This is a genomic window from Pseudomonas sp. SJZ080, from assembly GCF_007828295.1.
GTDB classification, from domain to species: Bacteria; Pseudomonadota; Gammaproteobacteria; order Pseudomonadales; family Pseudomonadaceae; genus Aquipseudomonas; species Aquipseudomonas migulae_A.
Map to the genome: position 1 here is coordinate 37329 of NZ_VIUK01000015.1, position 21575 is coordinate 58903.

Annotated in this window: 13 protein-coding genes; all 13 read right to left on the bottom strand. The window is 56.3% G+C overall.

Annotated elements, in window-relative coordinates; genetic code table 11:
• Window positions 1-245 precede the first annotated feature (245 nt).
• On the bottom strand, window positions 246-1190 hold the full coding sequence (locus FBY04_RS19535) for a carbohydrate kinase (RefSeq protein WP_145316353.1): 945 nt from the start codon (window positions 1188-1190) through the stop codon (window positions 246-248).
• 13 nt (window positions 1191-1203) lie between these two features.
• Window positions 1204-2700, bottom strand: a complete 1497-nt coding sequence (gene xylB, locus FBY04_RS19540) for a xylulokinase (protein WP_145316355.1) — start codon at window positions 2698-2700, stop codon at window positions 1204-1206.
• Between the two features lie 135 nt (window positions 2701-2835).
• On the bottom strand, window positions 2836-4308 hold the full coding sequence (locus FBY04_RS19545; RefSeq protein ID WP_145316357.1) for a mannitol dehydrogenase family protein: 1473 nt from the start codon (window positions 4306-4308) through the stop codon (window positions 2836-2838).
• 16 nt (window positions 4309-4324) lie between these two features.
• Window positions 4325-5428: an ABC transporter ATP-binding protein gene (locus FBY04_RS19550; RefSeq protein ID WP_145316359.1), complete on the bottom strand. Its 1104-nt coding sequence runs from the start codon at window positions 5426-5428 to the stop codon at window positions 4325-4327.
• A gap of 159 nt (window positions 5429-5587) precedes the next feature.
• The gene (locus FBY04_RS19555; RefSeq protein WP_007936731.1) at window positions 5588-6418 is read right to left on the bottom strand and encodes a carbohydrate ABC transporter permease; all 831 of its coding nucleotides are present in this window, start codon (window positions 6416-6418) and stop codon (window positions 5588-5590) included.
• A 10-nt stretch (window positions 6419-6428) separates the two neighbouring features.
• Window positions 6429-7328 (bottom strand): carbohydrate ABC transporter permease, encoded by a 900-nt coding sequence (locus FBY04_RS19560; protein WP_256667091.1) that lies wholly within the window; start codon window positions 7326-7328, stop codon window positions 6429-6431.
• Window positions 7329-7508: 180 nt separating this feature from the next.
• The gene (locus tag FBY04_RS19565) at window positions 7509-8819 is read right to left on the bottom strand and encodes a sugar ABC transporter substrate-binding protein (RefSeq protein WP_084321635.1); all 1311 of its coding nucleotides are present in this window, start codon (window positions 8817-8819) and stop codon (window positions 7509-7511) included.
• Between the two features lie 325 nt (window positions 8820-9144).
• The gene (locus FBY04_RS19570) at window positions 9145-10050 is read right to left on the bottom strand and encodes an AraC family transcriptional regulator (RefSeq protein WP_145316363.1); all 906 of its coding nucleotides are present in this window, start codon (window positions 10048-10050) and stop codon (window positions 9145-9147) included.
• A gap of 83 nt (window positions 10051-10133) precedes the next feature.
• The gene (locus FBY04_RS19575) at window positions 10134-11021 is read right to left on the bottom strand and encodes a phospholipase (protein ID WP_084322937.1); all 888 of its coding nucleotides are present in this window, start codon (window positions 11019-11021) and stop codon (window positions 10134-10136) included.
• 109 nt (window positions 11022-11130) lie between these two features.
• Entirely contained in the window at window positions 11131-12033 is a 903-nt protein-coding gene (locus FBY04_RS19580) for a phospholipase (protein WP_145316365.1), read from the bottom strand.
• A gap of 50 nt (window positions 12034-12083) precedes the next feature.
• Window positions 12084-13385, bottom strand: coding sequence for a glycosyltransferase (locus FBY04_RS19585; RefSeq protein ID WP_145316367.1), 1302 nt, complete (start codon window positions 13383-13385; stop codon window positions 12084-12086).
• Between the two features lie 177 nt (window positions 13386-13562).
• A complete protein-coding gene (locus tag FBY04_RS19590; protein WP_145316369.1) occupies window positions 13563-20534 on the bottom strand; it encodes a hypothetical protein in 6972 nt (2323 codons plus the stop codon).
• Window positions 20535-20959: 425 nt separating this feature from the next.
• Window positions 20960-21322 carry a response regulator gene (locus tag FBY04_RS19595; RefSeq protein WP_145316371.1) on the bottom strand — a complete coding sequence of 121 codons (363 nt, stop codon included), beginning with the start codon at window positions 21320-21322 and terminating at the stop codon, window positions 20960-20962.
• Window positions 21323-21575: the final 253 nt, after the last annotated feature.

The window sequence follows — 21575 nt, forward strand, 5'->3', positions numbered from 1 at the left end:
TGGATAAGCAGATGCGGATGGTGCAGGATTAAACCGCCTCGTTCAAGGCGCAAATGCCGTAGACGGTGAGGCAGGGCAGCATCGGGGAAACCCCTAATGGCACGGTTTCATTGAGGCTGGCGGTGTGAGTCAGACCGCTTTCGCGAGCAAGCCCGCTCCCACAATTAGACGCTGGTGTTCATGCGTTTTGTGCTCGCAGGAGATCTAATGTGGGAGCGGGCTTGCTCGCGAAGGGGCCAGTCGCTTCAGTCAAGATCCAACTGCTGCCGATACGGCAAATCCGGCCCGGTCTTGCTGCACGTCAGCGCCGCCGCCTGTACCGCAAACATCAACATCCCGTCGATCTGCTCGCGCGCAAGCGATTGCACACCCTCCACCGAATCCAGCTGCTGCTCGGTCAGCCAGGTAATCAACGCCGCTTGAAACGTATCGCCAGCCCCCACGGTGTCGGCAATCTTCACCGGACAAGCCGGCACCGACCACGAGCCATGAGCACGGCTGAATACCGTCGCGCCCTCGCCACCACGGGTCAGGAACACCAGCTGACAGCGATGTTGCAACCAGCCTTCGATCACGCGCTGCGGATCCTGCTCGGGATACAACAGGCTCAAATCCTCATCGCTCACTTTGATCAGGTCGGCCAGCTCGACCAACGTGGCCACCCGCGAACGCCACAGGTCGATGTTCGGTTCAGGATTGAGCCGCACGTTCGGATCGAGGCTGATCAGCCGTTTGCCGCTTTCTCGCTGCACCAAGGCCAGCAGCGTATCGGCGATCGGCTGCACCACCAGGGAGAACGAACCGATGTGCAAGCCGCGCACCTGCGGCCCCAACTCCGGCAGATGCTCCGGTTTCAACTGCCGATCCGCGCAGCCTTCACCACGAAAGCTGTAATGCGGCGAACCGTTGGCACCCACGGCGACCATCGCCAGCGTGGTCGGTGCCGCGAAGTCCACCAGGTAATCGGCACGCACGCCTTCATCCTGCAACACTTGCTGCAAACGCCGGCCAAGGTAGTCAGTCGACAACCCGGCAAACAGCGCTGCATCCACGCCGAGCCGGCGCAAACCGACCGCGACGTTGAACGGCGAACCGCCGGCAATCGCCTTGAAATTCACTTTTGAAGCCAGGCCGCTGGCGTCGTCTTCACTGAAGAAATCGAACAGCGCTTCGCCACACACCAGGTACATAGTTGTTCACTCTTTAAAGGGTTGCGACATGCTGTTGGTAGCGTTCATAGGCCTGCTGACAGGCCGCCACGTTTGCTGCAATCGGCAGGGTTTCGCTGGCGAGGTCGAGCTTCACGCAGCGTTCGCACAGGTCCGCCAGGCTGTCTTCGTGGCCGTTTGCCGAGGATTTGCACCACGCGGCCTGAATCGCCGCGCCGAGGGCGGCGGCTTCGCTTTGTTCGGTGCAGATCACCGGGGTGTTCATGATGTCGGCGACGATCTGCCGCCACACCGGACTTTTCGAGCCGCCGCCGATCAGGCAGATGCGCAGGCTTTGTAAGCCATTCTGGCGCAGCAGGTCCAGTCCGTAACGCAAACCGAAGGTCGTGCCTTCGACCACGGCGCGGCACAGGTTAGCTTGTGTCAGGTTCGTCATGGTCAAGCCGAGCAAACTGCCGGTGGCATGGGGCAGGGCGGGGACGCGTTCGCCGTTGAGAAACGGCAGCATGCACACGCCTTCGGCACCGATGGGGGCTTGCGCCACGAGGTGGTTGAATTGCTCGATATCCAGGTCGAACAAATCGCGAACCACCCCGGTGGCGTTGGTCAGGTTCATCGTGCAGATCAGCGGCAGCCAGCCACCGCTGGAGGCACAGAACGTTGCGACCGAGGCGTCCGGGCTGATTTTCGGTTGATCGGCATAGGCGTAAACCGTGCCCGAAGAGCCGAGGCTCATGGTGATCGTGCCAGGCTGGATGTTGCCGGTGCCGATGGCGCCCATCATGTTGTCGCCGCCGCCGCTGGACACCAGCGCGTCGGGGTTGATGCCCAAGTGTTCGGCGATGGCCGGCAGGATCGTGCCGACCGCCTGATGGGCGTCGATCAACTCCGGCAGCGCCGCTTGCAAGCGTCCGCTGGGGTCGATGTCGCGCAACAGCTGCAAGTCCCACTGGCGGGTGCGCACGTTGAAATAACCGGTGCCCGAGGCGTCGCCGTACTCGCTGCAGCTGCGGCCGGTGAGCCAGTGGTTGAGGTAGTCGTGGGGCAGCAGGATACGCGCGATCCGGGAAAAAACTTCCGGGTGCCGTTCTTGGGTCCAGAGCAGTTTTGACACCGTGTAGCCCGGTGCGATGACAACGCCGAGGCGTTCGAGCGAGCCTTTTTCACCGCCGAGATGGGCGAGCAGGCGTTCGTTTTCCGCGGTGGATTCGGTGTCGCACCAGAGCTTGGCGGGGCGCAGCACCTGGCCTTGATCGTCGAGCAGGACCAGGCCGTGTTGTTGGCCGGAGACGCCGATACCGAGGATCTGTTGACCGTCGACGTTTGCCGCGATCAAGGCACGGCGAGTCGCCGACGTGAATGCTTCAAGCCATTGCGAGGTGTCCTGCTCACGACGGCCGTTGGCGCCGCTGATCAACGTGTGCGCGGCGGCGCCCTGGCCGAGGACCTGACCGCTGACCGCATCGAGAACGAGGGCCTTTGTGCCTTGAGTACCGCAGTCGATGCCGAGGAATAATTGTTGGTTTGCCATGGGAAGTCCTTGGTGTGTCAGGTCGATCTGGGTGAAGCAATCGCGAGCGAGCTTGCTCCTACAGGTTTTGTGTCGTTCGTTGGAGTGTGGCTCGCAAGCTTGCTCGCGATGACGGCGGTCATTTCACCGCCGCTCTTACGCCAACACCCGCTCCAACGTCCGCGTCACACCCACCTCGCGCAAACTGTTACAGCACCACTCAAACGCCGCCACAAATTCAGGCGAACGCGCAATCGCGGTCCCAAAAATCTCTTCAACCCCCAGCAACCGCTGGGTAATCAACGCATCATCCGCCACCAGCGCCTGGCAAAACGCGGCGCGTGGATCAGGGATCGAGTAGGTATCGCCGTGCTCATCCACCCCCTTCAAATACAACGCCCACGCCGCCACGACCAACGCCGCACGTTTGGTCTCCCGGCCATCGGCAATCAAACGGTTGATCGTCGGAATGGTGAACTTGGGAAACTTCGATGAGCCGTCCGAACACACGCGCTCCAGCTGATCGGCAATCGCCTGATTGGAGAAACGCTCGACCAGCGTGTTCTTGTACTCGGTCAGGTCGATCCCCGGAACGGGCGACAGCTGCGGTGTCACGTCCAGGTCCATGTAGGCGCGCATGTAGCGCACAAACAGCGGGTCGTTCATGGTCTCGTGAACGAAACGGTAGCCCTTCAGAAACCCGAGATACGTCAGTGCCAGATGACTGCCGTTGAGCAGTTTGATCTTCATCTCTTCATACGGCGTTACGTCGTCGGTGAACTGCACGCCGACCTTTTCCCAGGCCGGACGCCCGTTGACGAATTTGTCTTCCAGCACCCACTGTACAAACGGTTCGCAGACCACCGGCCAGGCATCGTCGACTGCATGTTTGTCGTGCAATTGCAGTTTGTGCTCGGTGCTGGTCATCGGTGTGATGCGGTCAACCATGGCATTCGGAAAGCTCACGTTTGCGGCGATCCAGTCGTGCAGTTCTGCATCGCGTAAAGCAGCGAAGGCCAGCAGCGCCTTGCGGGTCACCGCACCGTTGTGCGGCAGGTTATCGCAGGACATCAGAGTGAACGCCGGCGTACCGACGGCACGACGTTTGGCCAGTGCGGCGCAGAGGAAACCGAACACGGTTTTCGGCGAATCCGGGTGCGCCAGGTCGTGCTGGATCTGCGGCAGATGCGCCATGAATTCGCCGTTGCTGTCGTCGATGCAATAACCGCCCTCGGTGATGGTCAGCGAGACAATGCGGATCTCGGGACTGGCCAGTTTATCGATCAACGCGTGCGCGCCGTCCTCGGCCAGCAGCATGTCGCGGATCGCGCCGATGACCCGGACTTCGGTGTCGTCGGTGTCGCCCAACTCGAACAGGGTGAAGAGGTAATCCTGCTCCTTCAGATCGTCTCGGGCGCGACGATCTTCGGCGCGCAGGCCGACGCCGCAAATCGCCCAGTCCAGCCCTTCGCCGGTGTTCATCAAGGCGTCGGTGTAATACGCCTGATGGGCGCGGTGGAAACCGCCGACGCCGATGTGCGCGATACCTTGGCGGGTATCGCTCAGGGCGTAGGCGGGCAGGACCACTTCGGGTGCGAGGTGGTGCAGGTTCTGTTTATTCAGTTTCATCACAGGCTCTCTGAAATCAGGCCGCAGCGCGCAACGGGCGGGTCAGCGCCACGCCGTCGGCATCGAATAAATGGCAGTGTTCGGCGTCCAGATGCAGGCTCAGGGTTTCGCCATAACGGCTGGCCAGGTCGCCGCGAACGCGCATGGTCAGCGCTTCACCGGACTTGGTCAGCACGTGGCAGAAGGTGTCGCTGCCCAAGCGCTCGCTGACGTCGGCGGTGACTTGCAGCGTGCAGTCGCCGGTTTGCGCCAGTTCCAGATGTTCCGGACGAATGCCCAGGGTCACCGCGCCGCCGACGCTCAGTTTGGCGCCGCTCAATGGCAACGTGATGCGGGTGCCGGCATCGAGCGCCACTTCGCAGCTTTGGCTGTCGACACGGGTGACTTGCCCCTTGAGGAAACCCATTTTCGGTGTGCCGAGAAAGCCGGCGACGAACAGGTTGGCCGGTTGGTGATACAGGTCCAGCGGCGAACCGACCTGCTCGATCCTGCCGCCATTCAACACCACCACTTTGTCGGCCATGGTCATGGCTTCGACCTGATCGTGAGTCACGTAGATCATCGTCGCTTGCAACTCCTTGTGCAGGCGCAACAGTTCAAGGCGCATCTGCACGCGCAGGGCGGCGTCGAGGTTGGACAGCGGTTCGTCGAACAGGAAAATTTTCGGGTTACGCACGATGGCGCGGCCGATGGCCACGCGTTGACGCTGGCCGCCCGACAGCTGTTTCGGTTTGCGCTCCAGCATCGGCCCGAGCTCGAGGATGCGTGCTGCTTCGCCGACCTTTTTCTCGACTTCGGCTTTTGGTACGCCGGCCAGATCGAGGGCAAACGACATGTTTTTACGCACGCTCATGTGCGGGTACAGGGCGTAGGTCTGGAACACCATCGCCAGGTCGCGCTTGGCTGGGCTGACTTCGGTGATGTCGCGGCCATCGAGTTCAATGGTGCCACCGCTGACTTCTTCCAGGCCGGCGATCAGCCGCAGCAGCGTGGATTTGCCGCAGCCCGACGGGCCGACGAAGACCACGAATTCCTTGTCGTTCACTTCCAGGTCGATGCCTTTGATGATGGAAAAGCCTTCGAAGCCTTTTTGCAGATTCTTGATTTTCAGGTTGGCCATGGTGATGGGCCTCCGCTTTTAGTTATTCAGATTGAGCCGCGCACGCTTTGTGCAGGCGCCGGCTTGCTGGCGATGACGGCCTCGAGAGCAATGCAATATCCAAGGGCCTCATCGCCAGCAAGCCGGCTCCTACAAGGGATCGTGGCGTGTCAGTAATCTTCATTTCACCGCGCCGAACGACAGGCCGCGGACCAGTTGTTTCTGGCTGATCCAGCCGAAGATCAGGATCGGCGCGCAAGCCAGCGTGGACACCGCCGACAACTTGGCCCAGAACAGGCCTTCCGGGCTCGAGTACGAAGCGATCAATGCGGTCAGTGGCGCGGCTTTCGAGGAGGTCAGGTTCAACGACCAGAACGCCTCGTTCCAGCACAGGATCAGCGACAGCAGCACCGTGGAAGCCAGGCCACCTTTGGCAATGGGCAGCAGCACCCGGACCATTTCCTGCCACAGCGTGGCGCCATCGAGGCGTGCGGCTTCGAGGATGTCTTTGGGTATGTCCTTGAAGTAGGTGTAAATCATCCAGACCACAATTGGCAGGTTGATCAGCGTGTAGATCACGATCAGCGCGATCCGCGTATCGAGCAGGCCAAAGCTCTTGGCCAGCAGGTAGATCGGCATCAACACGCCCACTGGCGGCAACATCTTGGTCGAGAGCATCCACAGCAGCGTGCCTTTGGTGCGCTGGGTTTCGTAGAACGCCATCGAATAGGCCGCCGGCACCGCGATCAGCAGGCACAGGGCCGTGGCGCTGAACGAAATCACCACCGAGTTCCAGGCGAAACTGAAGTAATCGCTGCGCTCGTTGATGTGCAGGTAGTTCTCCAGCGTCGGGGTGAAGATGAACTGCGGCGGCGTGGCGAACGCGTCGATTTCGGTTTTGAAACTGGTCAGCACCATCCAGAAGATCGGGAAGAAGATCAGGATCGCGATGGCCCAGGCCAGGGTGCCGAGCAGCAGGCTTTGCAGACGGCGGGATTGTTGAAGGGTCATGGCGCAGGCCTCAGGCTTTGTCTGTCAGGTTTTTGCCGATCATCCGCACCAGCACGATCGCCGCGATGTTGGCGATCACCACCGCGATCAAGCCACCGGCGGACGCCATTCCGACGTCGAACTGCACCAGCGCCTGGTTGTAGATCAGGTAGGCGAGGTTGGTCGAGGCGTAGCCGGGGCCGCCGTTGGTGGTGGTGAAGATTTCGGCGAACACCGAGAGCAGAAAGATGGTTTCGATCATCACCACGACGGCAATCGGCCTTGCCAGGTGCGGCAAGGTCAGGTGCCAGAAAATCGCGATCGGCCCGGCACCGTCGAGGCGTGCGGCTTCCTTCTGTTCCTGGTCGAGGGACTGCATGGCGGTCATCAGGATCAGGATCGCGAACGGCAGCCATTGCCAGGACACAATGATGATGATCGACAGCAGCGGGTAGTGCGCCAGCCAGTCTACCGGCTGCGCGCCGAACAGCTTCCAGACGTAGGCGAGAATCCCCGACACCGGGTGGAAAATCAGGTTCTTCCAGATCAGCGCACCGACGGTGGGCATGATGAAGAACGGCGAGATCAGCATCACCCGCACGATGCCGCGACCGAGAAACTCACTGGCCTCCAGCAACGCGCTGATCAACACCCCAAACACCACGCTGATCAGCAATACGCTGCCCACCAGCAACAGGGTGTTGGTGGCGCCGGGCATGAACCCGGAGTCCGTCAGGAAGTAGGTGAAGTTCTCAAGTCCCACGAACTCGTTTTCACCGGGATTGAGCAGGTTGTAGCGGATCATCGAGAAGTACAGCGTCATGCCCAGCGGCACGATCATCCACAGCAGCAACAACGCCACCGAGGGGCTGACCAGAAACCAGCCGGGATTGGCCAACCGGCTTTTACGCAACGGCTGGGGAATGTCCATGTGAGCTTTGGCAGTTGAAATATTCATGGCAAAGAACCGAGTCATACAGACCTGAGAAGATTCCATGTGGGAGCGGGCTTGCTCGCGAAAGCGGTGTGTCAGTCAACGTTGATGTCGAGGCTGTCGTCCCCTTCGCGAGCCAGCCCGCTCCCACATAAGGCGAGAGCGGGGACGCCAGGGTTACTTTGGATAACCCGCGCGCTTCATCTCGCGTTCGGTGGTTTGCTGGGCGGCAGCCAAGGCCTGATCGACCGTGGTCTGACCGATCAGCGCTGCCGAGAACGACTTGCCCACCTGAGTGCCAATCCCCTGGAACTCGGGAATGGTCACCAGTTGAATGCCGATGTAGGGCACTGGTTTGAGTGTCGGTTTGCTCGGGTCCGCCGCTTTCAGCGATTCCAGTGTCACTTTGGCGAACGGCGCGGCGCTCATGTAGGCGTCGCTGTAGGTCGAGGCCCGAGTGCCTGGCGGTACGTTGGCGATGCCGTCCTTTTCGGCGACCAGTGCGCCGTACTCCTTTGAAGTCGCCCAGGCACTGAAGGTTTTTGCCGCGTCCTTGGCTTTGGAACTGGTCGGGATCGCCAGCGCCCAGGAATAGAGCCAGGCTGATCCTTTATCGGTGGTCTGGTGCGGCGCGTAGGTGAAACCGACGTGTTCGCTGACTTTGCTTTGGCTCTTGTCGGTGACGAACGAACCGGCAACGCTGGCGTCGACCCAGATCGCGCACTTGCCGCTGTTGAACAGCGCCAGGTTTTCGTTGAAACCGTTGCTCGACGCGCCCGGCGGGCCGGACTTCTTCATGGTGTCGACGTAGAAGTTCAGCGCGTTTTTCCACTCGGGACCGGTGAATTCGGGCTGCCATTTCTCATCGAACCAGCGTGCGCCATAGGCGTTGGCGACAGTGGTGATCAGCGCCATGTTCTCGCCCCAGCCGGCCTTGCCGCGCAGGCAGATGCCGTACTGTTCTTTGTCTTTGTTGGTGAGTTTGCCGGCGAATTCGCCAATCTGTTCCCAGGTCGGGCGCTCGGGCATGGTCAGCCCGGCCTCCTTGAACAGGTCGGTTCTGTAGTAGGTGATGGAGCTTTCGGCGTAGAACGGCAGGGCGTACAGCGAACCCTTGACCGACAAACCTTCACGCACGGATGGGAAAACGTCGTCGAGGTCGTAAGTGGCGGGCAAATCCTTCATCGGTTCCAGCCAGCCCTTGGCGCCCCAGAGTGCAGCTTCGTACATGCCGATGGTCAACACATCGAACTGTCCGCCCTGGGTGGCGATGTCGGTGGTCAGGCGTTGGCGCAGGACGTTTTCTTCCAGCACCACCCAATTGAGCTTGATGTCCGGGTGCTCGGCTTCGAACGTTTTCGAGAGCTTTTGCATGCGGATCATGTCGCTGTTGTTGACGGTGGCGATGGTCAGGGTTTGCGCGCCGAGGCTGACGCTACTGAGGGTCATGCAGGTGAGGGCCAGCAGAGCTTTTACCGAAGGTTGCATCGTGCACTCCTTTTCTGCGCCCGATGGGGGCAGAAGGACAGTTATTGTTTTTGTGTCTTCCTGGGGGGGAAGAATGTGCACTGATTACAGCCTTCAATTGAGGATGAGACAAATCATCCATCGCACTTGAATCGATACTATTTTGCACTGGTGTTAGAGGGGGGAGATACAAGGAAAGGCGTTGCAGGGGTAAACGGGCATCGGTTTTGTACAGGTTTTAATGGCCTCATCGCCAACAAGCCGGCTCCTACAGGTCTTGCGCAATCCTTGTAGGAGCCGGCTTGCTGGCGATTCGATCTGAAAATTGACGCATTCCCCAGAGCGGTTAACCCAGGTTTTGCTCGGTCAACCGCTGCACCGCCAACCGCCGGTAGTGCGATGGAGTCATGCCTTTCAGTTGTTGAAAACGCCGGTTGAAATTGGAAATATTGTTGAAGCCCGACTCGAAACACACATCGGTCACCGGTTTGTCGCCATCGGCCAGCAGTTCGCAAGACTTGCTGATGCGCAGTCGATTGACGAACTCGATGAAGCAGCGCCCGGTGGCTTGTTTGAACACGCGGCTGAAGTACGTCGGCTTCATGCCCAGGTGCTCGGCGACTTCCTCCAGCGGCAGTTCGCGGGCGTAGTGGGCAAAGATGTAATCCACCGCCCGGTTAGTGCGATCGATGTTGTGTTCGTCCGCCAGTTGTGGGGTTGTCGCACCGGACAGCAGTTGGTAGTCGTCGGAGGCGGCGAGCAGCTCCAGCAAAATGAAAAAGTGCCCGAGGCGGGTCATGCCCTTGGTGTCGGCAATGCGCTGCATCAAGGTCATGGCCTGGCGGATCGTGCGTTTGCAGCGAAACTCGATGCCGTATTGGGCGCGCTCCAGCAAGGGCGCAAGCGTATTGAGTTCGGCAAACACCTGGTGACCGCTCTCGAACAACTCGTCGGTGAAGTTGACCAGCATGTCGCGTTCGGGCACCACTTCGTCCTCGGCAACCTGGCTGATCCAGTTATGGGGCAGGTTGGGGCCGGTAAGGAACAGTGTTTCCGGGTAGAAATTGCCAATGTAGTCGCCAATGAACACTTTCCCGGAACTGGCGACGATCAGGTGCAGTTCGTATTCCTTGTGGAAATGCCACCGCACCAGTGGGCAGGGGAAGCCGTGCTGACGATAAATGATGGACAACCCATTGTGGTCATCCATCAATTCATAGGAAGGGTCGGTCACTCGGGCAGTTCGGGTCATGTCAGGGTGCTTTTCTTGTTATCGCGCCTTGATCATGCCCCTTTCCAGGCTGACAACGCCAGCTTGCGGCACGTCAAAGGGCGTTACGCGTCTTCTGGCCGGTGCAGGGCGCTGCCATAAACGGCCTTCATGCTGGTGGCGATCCAGCAATAACGCACGATGTCCGACTCATCGAAAAAATCCGTATTGATGATGCCGCAGCGCGTCACCCAGTCCCGGGTCGGGTCGAACCAGTCGTTGATCTGGTTCTTGATGTCCTGCGGCCCGCCGAGAAACCCATAACTGGTGGCGGACAACGACCAGAGAAAGGTTGGGTAAGGCGCGTGTTGCAGCGTGCTGGATATGTGCCGTTCCAGTTCCGTTGTGTCAGTGAAGACTTCGCCGCTCCATTTGTGGGTGATGCGTGGCCAGAAGTAATCATCGTCCAGGCCTTGCACAAACGCCGCCGCCAGCACCAACCTGCGGCGTGTACTGACTCTTTTGAGTTCGCCCACCGTTTTCGTGGCATCGGAGGGCGCAATGATCCGATTGCCGAGGCGGCTCACCAGCAGGTCATTCAGCTTTTTTGCGTCGAAAGGCTTCGAGCCATCCCCCAACTGGTGAAAATCGAAAACGATGAACTCATCCGGGTTTTGATCAAGGAAGGTCGACACAGCATCGATCAACTCATCGATGACGCGATGGGACTGATAGCCATTGTGGTGAAAATAAAAAACGGATTGGTCGTGTCCTGCGGTATAGCCGAGACGGATATCGAACGCTCGGGCGCCGTTTGCCAATTGCCAGGCAAATGAATCGTTTTGACACGTGGTCCAGTTGCCGATCACGACGTCATAGTTGGGCGCTTGTTTGTCCATGCCGCTGTTATGCGTGCCGGGCCAGATAACGTCCGTCAGTTTGATTCGGTCGATCTCAAGGACGTTGCTCATCCATTGTTTTTTGTTAAGCGTTCCTTCTGTAGATCGGGTCATTGTCATTCCTTTTAGTGGCTTCATCCCGTCCGTTGGATGAAGTGGGTCGCTGTAAAGAAAGCATAGGAGTCCATTGCGACATCGCCAGTGTCGGAAACATATGCACAAATTAATGATTGTTCGCGTTTGCCTTGATCAGGTTGGCGGTGCGGCAGTGGCGAACCAGCGTCGATGTTTCAAAAAAGTCTGCGTTGATAATGCTGCTGTTCAGAATCCAGTCATCCAGCGCGGGATCGAACCATTGATCGAGGTGCTCCCGAATGTTCACCGGCCCTCCGGTTACGTGGTAACTGGTTGCGGAAAGCGACCACGGTGTGGACCGGCCTGGTGGGTAATTCATAACCCGGGTGATATGAGCGTTCAGTTCGCTGACACTGGTTGTGCCGATGCCGCTCCACAGGTGTTCGATGCACTGACAAAAGAACGTTGCATCGAGCGCAGGGTGATACTGCGCAGCGACCATCACGCGCCGGGCATGACTGGCCTTTTTCAGTTGGCCGAGTGTCAGGGATGTATTGCTCGAAGGAATCATCCGGTCACCCAGATGCGTCAGCAACAGCCTGTTGAACTCCTGATGGTCAAAGCGCTGGTTACCCGCATTCAATTGGTGAAAATCCAGAATGAGGAACTCGTCCGGGTTTTCCTGCAAAAACCGGATGACGCTCATGATCAGATTTTCCAGAGACCTCGAAGAACGGAAATCATTGTGCTGAAACCAGAAAGTCCCCACGCCGTTGTTACCGATTTCATATTCCAGCCTTAAGTCCAGCGCCCGGGCTCCCTGGGTCAATTGAGAATAAAAAGAATGATTTTGACAAGCAGCCCAGTGACTGATCCCCGGCGTCGCATAAGTGGCCTTTTTGTCGACGCCGGCATTATGCGCACCGGGCAATACAAGCTCTGCGAGTGATAGCGCATCCAGGACAGGGAGGTTGCTCATCCAGTTGTGAGAAGTAAAGTTCCTGGTGATGTAAGAGAAGTCAGGTGACTGTATGGCGAGGGCGTTATTCATCGTGCATCCTTGCACCGTTATCGGGTCGAAAGTTGCAGCGAGTTTAACGATCAGGCGTTTTCCTTAAAGCGGTTTTTCGCTTCAATCCATTGCGACATGTATTGAGTGCTCTTGTGCTGGTGATGGCGCAACATGCTGCCGGTAAAGTTGTCTCTTCTGATTTCAGCCAGGTGTTGTTGGCAATATTCGAGTTTTGCAATCAAGGCCGGGCCGTGTGTTTGCAGTTGATAACGATCAGCCAGCAGCGCCAGACCGGTAGCCTGAGCGTGTGTCCATTGTGTCTGGTCTTTATAGAGTTGCACGGCGCAATCGGCGAACTCGCGCGCCGTGCGGGTCACCGCGCCAGGCCAGGGACTCTCGCCGTGCATGGCTTCGGCGCCGACAGGGGTGGTGACGTTCGGCGTGCCACAGAGCATCGCATCGACGATTTTGCCTTTGATGCCCGCACCGAAACGCAAAGGCGCCAGACACACCCGCGCCGCCGACATCACTTGCAACGCATCTTCTGCCCAGTTCATCACATGGAAACCCTGGGCCGTATTGTGCAAGGCCGTCGCTTTGGGCGGCGTATAGGCCCCGTAGATGTGCAATTGCGCAGTGGGCAACTGCTCGCGAATCAGCGGCCAGATCGTGGTTTTCAGCCAGAGCACCGCATCCCAGTTGGGCGCATGGCGAAAGTTGCCGATATGGATAAAGTGCGACCGATCCTCGAACGGTGCGGGCGGGCTGTCGGGCGCATCGACCATCAACGGGCACCAGTGCAACAGGTTGCGCGGTACGTTGAACTGCTCGGCCAACAGCTCGATTTCGAATTCGGAAATCATCAGGTTGAGGTCGCAACGGTACAGCGCCGCGATCTCCCGCTTGGCCATGTCGGTGTCGGTCATCAGTTCGAATTCTTCACGCAAGGCCGGGGCGAACAGGTCGCTGAAGTCGTTAGTATCGTCACTGGCTTTCAGGCAATTCTTGAGGCGCTGCTGGCGGGCATGCCGCAGGCTTTGCAAATCTTGGGTGCCCAACACGCGCAAGGCCTCGGGGCAGTGCTGTTCGACACGCCAGCCGAATTGTTCTTCCATCATGAATTGTTCGAACAGCACGATATCCGGTGCCAGCTCGCTGACGAACGTATCGAAACTGCTGTTGTTCAGCTCGATCGGCACTTCACGGATACCCAGCACCGTCAGGTCTTCCTGGTGTTCGCCAGCCCCGGCCGGGCTGCTGAAGGTCACGTCCCAGCCCTGTTGCAGGAAGGTCCCGAGCAGTTGCATCACGTAGCCGCCGGCCGCTGAAGACCGAGGCTCGGGCCAGACATAACCGATGACCAGGACTTTGGTTGCGTTGCGCTGAGTCATGAGGGTATTCCATGGGCGGTAGGGATATAGAGTTTGCGAGAGGGCGTAATTAAACCACAGGGCATGTGGGTTTCGACGGAGGATGGGTTTAAGCAGTGCAACACTATGGCGGACGCTCCCAAGGGGAGCGTCGCGTTTGAGCATAGAAGCAGAAGGCTGATTAATAGTTTTCTATGGTTACGCGGTTTTCGGACCGTCGATGGCGGCAGACCATTGTGGCCCCGTTGGATCTGCCCATCCAGTTTGGGCAGGCGTCACACTATAGTCGGTTGTAATGATCATCTTACTCTCGGACTTCCAGGTGGCCATTTTGGCGGAGAGTTCAGTTGTGTAATCGCGTGCTCGACAACTAATTCCTGCCCATGGATCGACGATCCATGCGCTGTCGAACGCAGGTTCGGTAAAATGGCGTGTTGAAGGAACTGATCCCGTCGGTCCCCCTGCCATTGTGAAAGCATGGCCTTTCATGTGCCAGACTCTGGCGGAACCGCCATTCTTAACGATGATGTCCTTAGCAACCTTGGCCATATGGTCACAGTTTCCGGCGCCCGTTTTAAGTAATACCTCAACAGTATCGGGTTTGCCCCACCTGGAGTACTCCCACAAAACCACCGGCTCGGTGAGCGACACCCGCTGTACGTCATTGGGATCGCCGGGGATGTACCGATTAAACGGTCCAAGTCCGGTAGCCTCAACTTGACTGAGTACCTGCATGTTTGCATTTTCCGCGTATAAACGGTTCTTGTTGGATGCCGCTAATCTATCAAAGCCAAGAGGCTTGGGAATGGTATCGATTTTTATGGCGGGAATCACAACTTCGACATTGAAATTTACTCCTTTCATATTCAAGGCTGTTACCACGAGATCACGTTGTTGTTCGTTTGTGAGCCGTAATCCTCTATTTTTGAAGAGGGCCAGCTCTTCATCACTAAGAACTTTTTCGCCTTCTAGTTTTACATATAAAGAATCTATAGTTGGCAATACGATGAAATCGTTATTAGGCAGATTTCCTGCCGCGATAATGTAAGGGTCCTTGAGGCTGTGATAGTCCTTTATAAGGGTCGCGCCGAGGCCCGTGTCGGTTGGTCTGATATGAATAAATTCAATATCGCGGGTTGTCCTCCCGTCATATTTGCAGTAGTAGAAAAGTCCGGTGTCTACCTCTGCGACCAAATAGGCTTGCTCACCATAAGCTCGGCCAGATACCAAAAATGCTCTTACTTCACGCGAATCGGCAAGCCCTTGCATAATATCGTTAACTCTAACGACACGGGTTGCAGCGTTAAGGTTGTTGTCGACAAGCCTGCCCGAAAATCCAAAGTGTTCGTTTGGAATAATACTGCCCTTAGTGGTGGCTTTGAATTGCAGAGGTACTGTAAGTTCTTCGGGCCTACAGTTTGTGTAATCGTAATTGCACCTGTATATACGTCGCTCATGAACCACCCGAGGATCGACACCTTGCTCAGCCGACCGCGGATATAGGCGCTTGTGTTCAATCGATTGCGCCCTTCTTTCTTGGATGGTTTTCTCGCTAGAGTCAATAATTTTTGAAAAACAGTTACTTGCATCTCGTTTGGATCTGCCAAGGTTGCAAATTGATTCGAATCCTTCAAGGTCCTTGAAGTAAACCGGTGATGCTATGTCCTCCAGCGCTTCCGGATGTTTAGGGTCAAACCGATAAACCTTGTCGCCAACCACCACGTCGACGCCTGTCGAGCGTTGAATGGTGTGCGGTTCAGTGTCGAAAAGCCGAGAGGGCGTGAGTGGGCTTGACCCGTCACTGAATGTCGTACGCTCCAGCGGGATGGAACTGCTGGGTTTGAAGTTTTCAAGGGGGGTACCGACTCCGCGGTTGCGAGCGACGTCGAAGGCGTACCATTTGCCGCCATTCAATACCGCAGAGGTTTTGCTGGTTTTGCCTGCAACAATGAAACTGCCTTCGGCGACATCCGCGCGCTTTAGAGACTGGGCGGCGTCAACGGTGCCTGTGCCGACGTAAAGTTTTTTGAGCTGACTGATTCCCTCTCTCGTTGCGCTGTAAGCCGTTGTAGTCAGTGTGCATATTGCGTTTGTTCCGGTTCTCAGCAGATCAACAGTACCACCGAGCGGGTTGGCGGAAGTGAGAAGCGAGCGGCTGCTTATCCAGGTTACTTTCAAGATTTTTATGGCAGACGTCGCACCGGATTTTGCAACCTTGCCAATTTTCGCAACAAGACCCACACCCGGAATAAAGCCGGCTGCATCTAACAAAAAATCAGTAACGGCGTCTCCGGATTTACCAGCGGAAATGTTGTCGATACCGGATTTGAACGGGACCAGGTTAAGGAAAAAATCTCGGATACCGCACTTTAATTGCGCCTCGTCCTCAGAAGAGGTCACCCCTTTTGCCAACGCCTTTAGTTTTTCTCGATCAACAATGAAATGGTCGCGAACGGCAACTGAAGCAATATGGTTAACATTTGAGTTGGCAGAAAACACATTGGGCACAGTATCGAAGTTGTAGCCGGAAGGGTAACGCTCTACTCGTTCTGTCTTAGGTGTAATTTCCTCGATGATGACATTGGATGTGACTCCGCTGCGCGGTGACGTGCCTTGGCTGTAGGCGTCCCAATCAAAAGGTTGTGGAGTTGCAAACTGATATGTCGCGGTGGGTGCAGAGTATTTCAGTTCGCCTCCAAGTTTCAGGTCCATTGGGAGATCGGTTCTGATTCGAATTTCCAGTGTGTCCGGGAATACTTCGACGTCGGTTTTATTGCCCTGGAACGTCGAACGTATCAGAATTCCGTGACGACCCATATGGTCATCTATCATCTGCTGATTCTGGCGCGCATGTGGTTCGTCGATTTGGGATCGCAACGAATAGTATTTCTGCTCACCATATTCCAGACTTTTTTGAGCATCCAACGGTAGTTGTGTGATCAAGTGCTTAAAAATGGACACTGATCCGGTAACCAGATTATCGAAATATTTATTAAATACTGGCAGAAAAATATCATTGGGGTTTTTCAATAGCGCCAGTTTTCTCTCGATCTGCCTGATATCAACCTTTGGGTTGTTTGATTTCCATGCGCCAGATGTTAACTGGCCAGTGAGGTAGAGATCCTGTATCGAATACGCCATTGTCGCTACTCCTTGCGGAGTATGTTTGCTGATCAGCGTTAATTCTTCAAACGGCACGTCCTTACCGAAAACACGCGTCAATTCTGCCAGTGCGAGGTCGCTTCTTGTGGGCGTCGGCGTGGTTAAATACCCTTGAGCCTTGGCGAGTTCCGATCGGACGGCGTTAAATCTTTCGGTCGCAATTTTCAATTGATCCAATGAATAAGTGTCATCGGCTTTCTGCTGAAGCACGCCGTTGGCAATCGCCCAATCAATCAAGGGTTCCCCCGATAGCATTTCTACCGCTACTTCTTCGCCAATCGAAATGGGAGATGTCTCGCCATAATTCATTAACTGCTCGAAGAACATATTCTTTACAGCCCCAGGGGAAATCTGCTCAATTCGGGCTACTGCGATCCTCAGCATCGTCCAGGTATGACTCCCGCAGACCAGGTTGTCAGGCATACCCCGGACAAGAAACTCAGGTGCATTGCTTGCCAACAGATGCCGAGCTACGGCGGGTGCCCCCTTAACGGAGGCTTTACCGCTGGTCACAAGGTGACTTTGTAGGCTGGCGATCACGGCCGAGGGTTTTTCGCCCCAGTTTGCATCCTGAGTCAGGTTGTAACCGCCAACATGGTTACGCGGCAGGCCCGGCGTGGCATCAATGTCGAGCAACAGCGCTGCCATGACCCATTCTGCCGTACTGGTTGGAGTTGAAATGGCGTCGAGTTTTTCCTCGAGTGTCAGGCCTAATGCTTTTGCTCTCCCGCTGCTCAGCGCTTCATCCAAGGACCCTGCCTGGTCCTGCAGAAGGTAATCGAGCAAGCTGCCATAACCTTTTTTCAGCTGGTTGACCGTGTCGCGGATAGTCTGCTGTTGGGCAGCAGTCGGGGGGGGGGGGGGGGAGTCGAGCGCGCCTCGGTAGTTACCACGCTCGGGGCCTTCGGGTATGACTATGGTCAATACTTCTGCAAGGTTGCGTACTTCTCCCGCGTTTTTCGGTACGTTCCAGTTATTAGCGCTGATGTACCGTTGTGCACTGACCATTCTTCGGGCTTCTGTCGGATGTTTGATGGCAAACGACGAATCTCGATGGGCAGACAGCAGGCAATCACCAAGGTTGACGGCTGCGTCATCGGGTTTGTCTTTGACGAGATTCATCAGATTCGCCACCAGATCATGGTGGGTGTACAGATTGCCCAGGCGTAGTTTCTGGTTTTCTATGGCCGTTTCGGACCTTTGCTCCAGGGGTCTCAAGGGGTCGTCAGCTTTGATTGCCGCAAATGCCTGTTGCGCATTCAGGTCATTGGCGCGCTGCTGAATCCTGGAGCTATCCAGGCTTTCACCATGAAATGCACTGACCAGTACAAGCGGAACACCCGGGGTAGAAGGGTAGGCCACCCCGTTAAAGGCCGGGTCGATGACTTTGACTGCTCTGAGTATTGGTCCGGCGACGTTGTCCCAGCCTGAATTGTCTCCTCGCGTGAACGTGGTTTGAATGCCTTTTACCTTGCCGGACAGGCTGTCGTTGTGGCTATTGACTGTCACCGTCGAAACATCAAGGTCTACCTCTCGAGCCCAATCAGAGAAGAATGGGTTTTTGATGGCAGTGATGTAGTTAAGCCAGCACTGACCGAAGGTGGAATGTGACGGGACGTTGATTGTCTCTGCTTTGGGGGCGGTCGGAGAGTATTTCAGCAACGCCTCGGTGTAGCGGGGCAGCAGTTCACGATCACCAGCGGACCGCGAGCTATCCGTCCAATTTCTTCTTTTACGCAGAAGTATGCGGATGACTTGTGTTTCCACATTGGCTGACGAGCCCTTGAGGTCGTCATCGCTGGCATCGGTTTCACTACCTTTCAATTCACCCGTCGATTTAAGGTATTCGTTCAGGCGCGCGACTTTATCCGTTTCGCTTTCAACTGTTTCTGCAGACGGCTGAGTGTTGGCATGCGGCAAATCGAATTCAGCGAAATCCGGGTTGACGGGGCTCTCGCGTTTTACTCTGCGGGGGTCTTCTTTTGAGTTGTTCTCCGGTGGCTGCACCGAAGTTTCGTGATCATGCGTTTTCCCCAGCGCCTCTTCAACTAACTCAAGACAGGTTTTTACGGGGTTCAGTGAGCAGGGTTGTTGCAACATCTGCTTAACGTCATGGAGGAGCAGCTTGTCATTGAGCAGGTCGCGCATTGGGGATTCGTACATCCGCTCAAGGATGACGTCAGACAGGGACGGCTGCCCTTTGGCGACGGGGGCGTCCAAAATGTTCTCTACTTCATGGTCTATCCGCTCCTGATGCAGAGCAGGGCTTTCGACCTCGGGCGAGGGGAAATCGTCCGCCTCTGTTTTCGTGGCTGGTAATTGGCTGATGCCGTAAATAAGTGCTGTGAGTGCGGTTACCGCAGTGGCAACGCTTGTCGCTACAGGATGTTCCTTCGCCAATTGAAGTGCTGCCGGGCCGGCCGCGACAGCGGACTGGCCATAGTTGGCCAATTGCGCAGTAAGCTGGGCGACGACTCTATTCAAGCTCGGGACTAGAGACTCCCACCATGTCGAACTGGCGTCATCGTTATTTCCCGCGACCAGTTTCTCGTACACTTCATTCAGTGGACCCATTTCCAACGCATCCGGATCGCCAATAAGCACTGATGTTTCGCCGGATGCCGCCATAGCCGATGGAAATGTCAGAACGTTGTCGATGGCTGCCAAAACATCAAGAACCGATTGCGACGCTTGCTCCAGAAGGCTTGTTTCTGTCGCCGACGATGTTGGCTCGGATGGTGCTGCAGGTTGCGGATCAACGCCGATGTCACTGCCCGCCGCTGCCTCTGGTGTCGGGAGCAAAGACGCAATGTAATCGTTGACCTCGGTTTCAAGTTGATCCACCCGAGTTTTCATTGAAGCAACGGAGGGGGCGGGTTCGGGGGGGAGGGGCTGCTTTGTAGCGTTCTCGGGGGGTTGAATTGGAACGGCAGGCAGATAAGGTTTAACTTTTTCCGCGACTGACATCACCCCCAGAGTGTCCAGGACATTGAGGGCGTACAGAAATTTCGCAAAGAGGCCATTGGGAACGCGCGAGCCTGTCGTGACGACTTCATTGTAAAAGCTCGACTTGTTTTCTATCTCTTTCCATGAGGAAAGCAGCGCTGATTCGGCAGGGGGAGGGGCCGCTCCTCGCGCGACAGGGTGCACATTTTCAGGAGGAAAGACGAAGAGATCGGCTTTCGAGGCCACGCTGTCGATTGTGTTCTGCAGTCCGTCCCCGACCTGCTTGAAGGGCACTGAACCCAACATATCGAGCGCGCCATTCACCGGTACGGCTAGCGCGTTCAGAGCCACAGGAGCAACAGCCATTTCCAGGTTGCTTCGTTGTGGGTGGTTTTTGCCAATGGCGTTGAACCGATGGCCGAGTTCCCGGACTACGCCTGAAAAACTTCTTGGCCAGCGCTGCCGCACGTTCGACGAGGAGGGGGTTTCTATTTCTTTGACAAATTCGGCTACAAACTCGGCTACCAGAGCTTTGGCTTCTTTCGAAGAAGGCCGCTTGTGCTTGAAGTCTTCAAGCGTGCGCAAGATTACATCCAGGGTTCCCTCGCGGATGTATGAGCGCGCTTTCTGTGTGAAATCACGCAAGGTTTGCCATGTGTCATTGTCGAGCAACTCGCCGGCTGCGATATTCTTGTCTCGACACGCGCGCGACAGCTCAAGTTGTGTCTGGATAAAGCCATGAACCCCATCTCCATTGCGGCCACGGGGGAAATTGGAGTTCTCGCCGAAGGTATCCGCCCATTGCTCTGGTGGCAGATGACAGATGGCCTCCACCATCTCACGCAATCGCCCAGGTTTGAGCCCGTCGAGTGGTTTGATCGAACGCATCATTGCCTCGACAAACAACGGGGCGAGTACTTTACCTGTGTCAGTTTGCAGCAGGCGGGACTTGAGGACTTGTAAAACCTCCTCCTCTGATACTGATCGGGTTCTCAGTTGACTCTCGATTGATGACCACTTTTTTTCAAGAGAGGCTTGGTCAAATATTGCGCCTTCTTTCAAGCATGCCGGGAGATCCTTGGCTATCAATACGCCTGTATACACCGGAGTCGGAATTTGAAGTTTCGAATCACGAGGAGCAGACGCTCTTCCGAATAGAGGGGGGGCAGGCATTACAAACTGAGAGGTCGAACTGCCGCATGTCTGCGCTCTGGAGAGCCTGTTGCGCGGCACTGGTGTTGCTGTTTCGGATGGGGTCGTAGAAGTGGAGCGAGCTGTTGCAGTAGCGTTGGCAGATTGCATGAAGACTCTTATCGATACGCGAACTGAGAAAACCCTGGACTGCCGTTGGTAACAGGCAGTCAAGGCATCGGGGCGCGAAAGATAGGCGATCTTTCAATTTGAAAAATGATGAAACTATAGGCAGATCATCGGGTTTATCCATACGTGTTACTCGGAATGAACACCGCAACGCATGGCTCAGCCCATCAGATGTCGAGAATGCCTTTGACCTTGTCCCGCAACTGATCAATGGAAAAAGGCTTTCCGATCACATACATCCCTTCAGGCACTTCAATGCTTTCGGCATAACCACTGGCGAACAGGATCGGCAATTCGGGGCGAACCATGCGCGCCTGTTTGGCCAGCTCACGACCATCCATCACCGGCAACCCGACGTCGGTCATCATCAGATCGATGTGTTGATCTTCATCGTTGAGAAACTCCAGCGCCTGTTCGCACCCGTCAGCCTCCAGCACCTTGAATTCCAGTTCATCGAGGACATCGACGATCAGCATGCGCACGATGTCGTCGTCTTCGACGACCAGGATGATGGATTTTTCGGCGGACATAATGGGGCTCTCAACAGTTGAATTCGCGGTGGCCGGTCGATCAAAAACGCCGGGCTCTAGCATGAGTAAGTGACGGAGCCCGACAAGTTCCCAATCACACTCTAAAAAAGAATAGCCACATCAGGGTCGGCAAGGATAACCGCTCCCATGAGCTGGAGCAGCTGAATGTAGGATTTTGCGCGAAAACGCGTCAGAAAAATGGATCAAACCGGCCGAATTGGGGCAAACTCCTTGGTTTTCAACAGTTCGACAA

Coding starts and splice junctions, on each gene's coding strand:
- FBY04_RS19575 (WP_084322937.1), bottom strand. CDS start 11,021: ATGACCCGATCTACAGAAGGAACGCTTAACAAAAAACAATGGATGAGC.
- FBY04_RS19570 (WP_145316363.1), bottom strand. CDS start 10,050: ATGACCCGAACTGCCCGAGTGACCGACCCTTCCTATGAATTGATGGAT.
- FBY04_RS19545 (WP_145316357.1), bottom strand. CDS start 4,308: ATGAAACTGAATAAACAGAACCTGCACCACCTCGCACCCGAAGTGGTC.
- FBY04_RS19555 (WP_007936731.1), bottom strand. CDS start 6,418: ATGACCCTTCAACAATCCCGCCGTCTGCAAAGCCTGCTGCTCGGCACC.
- FBY04_RS19550 (WP_145316359.1), bottom strand. CDS start 5,428: ATGGCCAACCTGAAAATCAAGAATCTGCAAAAAGGCTTCGAAGGCTTT.
- FBY04_RS19560 (WP_256667091.1), bottom strand. CDS start 7,328: ATGGACATTCCCCAGCCGTTGCGTAAAAGCCGGTTGGCCAATCCCGGC.
- FBY04_RS19585 (WP_145316367.1), bottom strand. CDS start 13,385: ATGACTCAGCGCAACGCAACCAAAGTCCTGGTCATCGGTTATGTCTGG.
- FBY04_RS19595 (WP_145316371.1), bottom strand. CDS start 21,322: ATGTCCGCCGAAAAATCCATCATCCTGGTCGTCGAAGACGACGACATC.
- FBY04_RS19565 (WP_084321635.1), bottom strand. CDS start 8,819: ATGCAACCTTCGGTAAAAGCTCTGCTGGCCCTCACCTGCATGACCCTC.
- xylB (WP_145316355.1), bottom strand. CDS start 2,700: ATGGCAAACCAACAATTATTCCTCGGCATCGACTGCGGTACTCAAGGC.
- FBY04_RS19535 (WP_145316353.1), bottom strand. CDS start 1,190: ATGTACCTGGTGTGTGGCGAAGCGCTGTTCGATTTCTTCAGTGAAGAC.
- FBY04_RS19580 (WP_145316365.1), bottom strand. CDS start 12,033: ATGAATAACGCCCTCGCCATACAGTCACCTGACTTCTCTTACATCACC.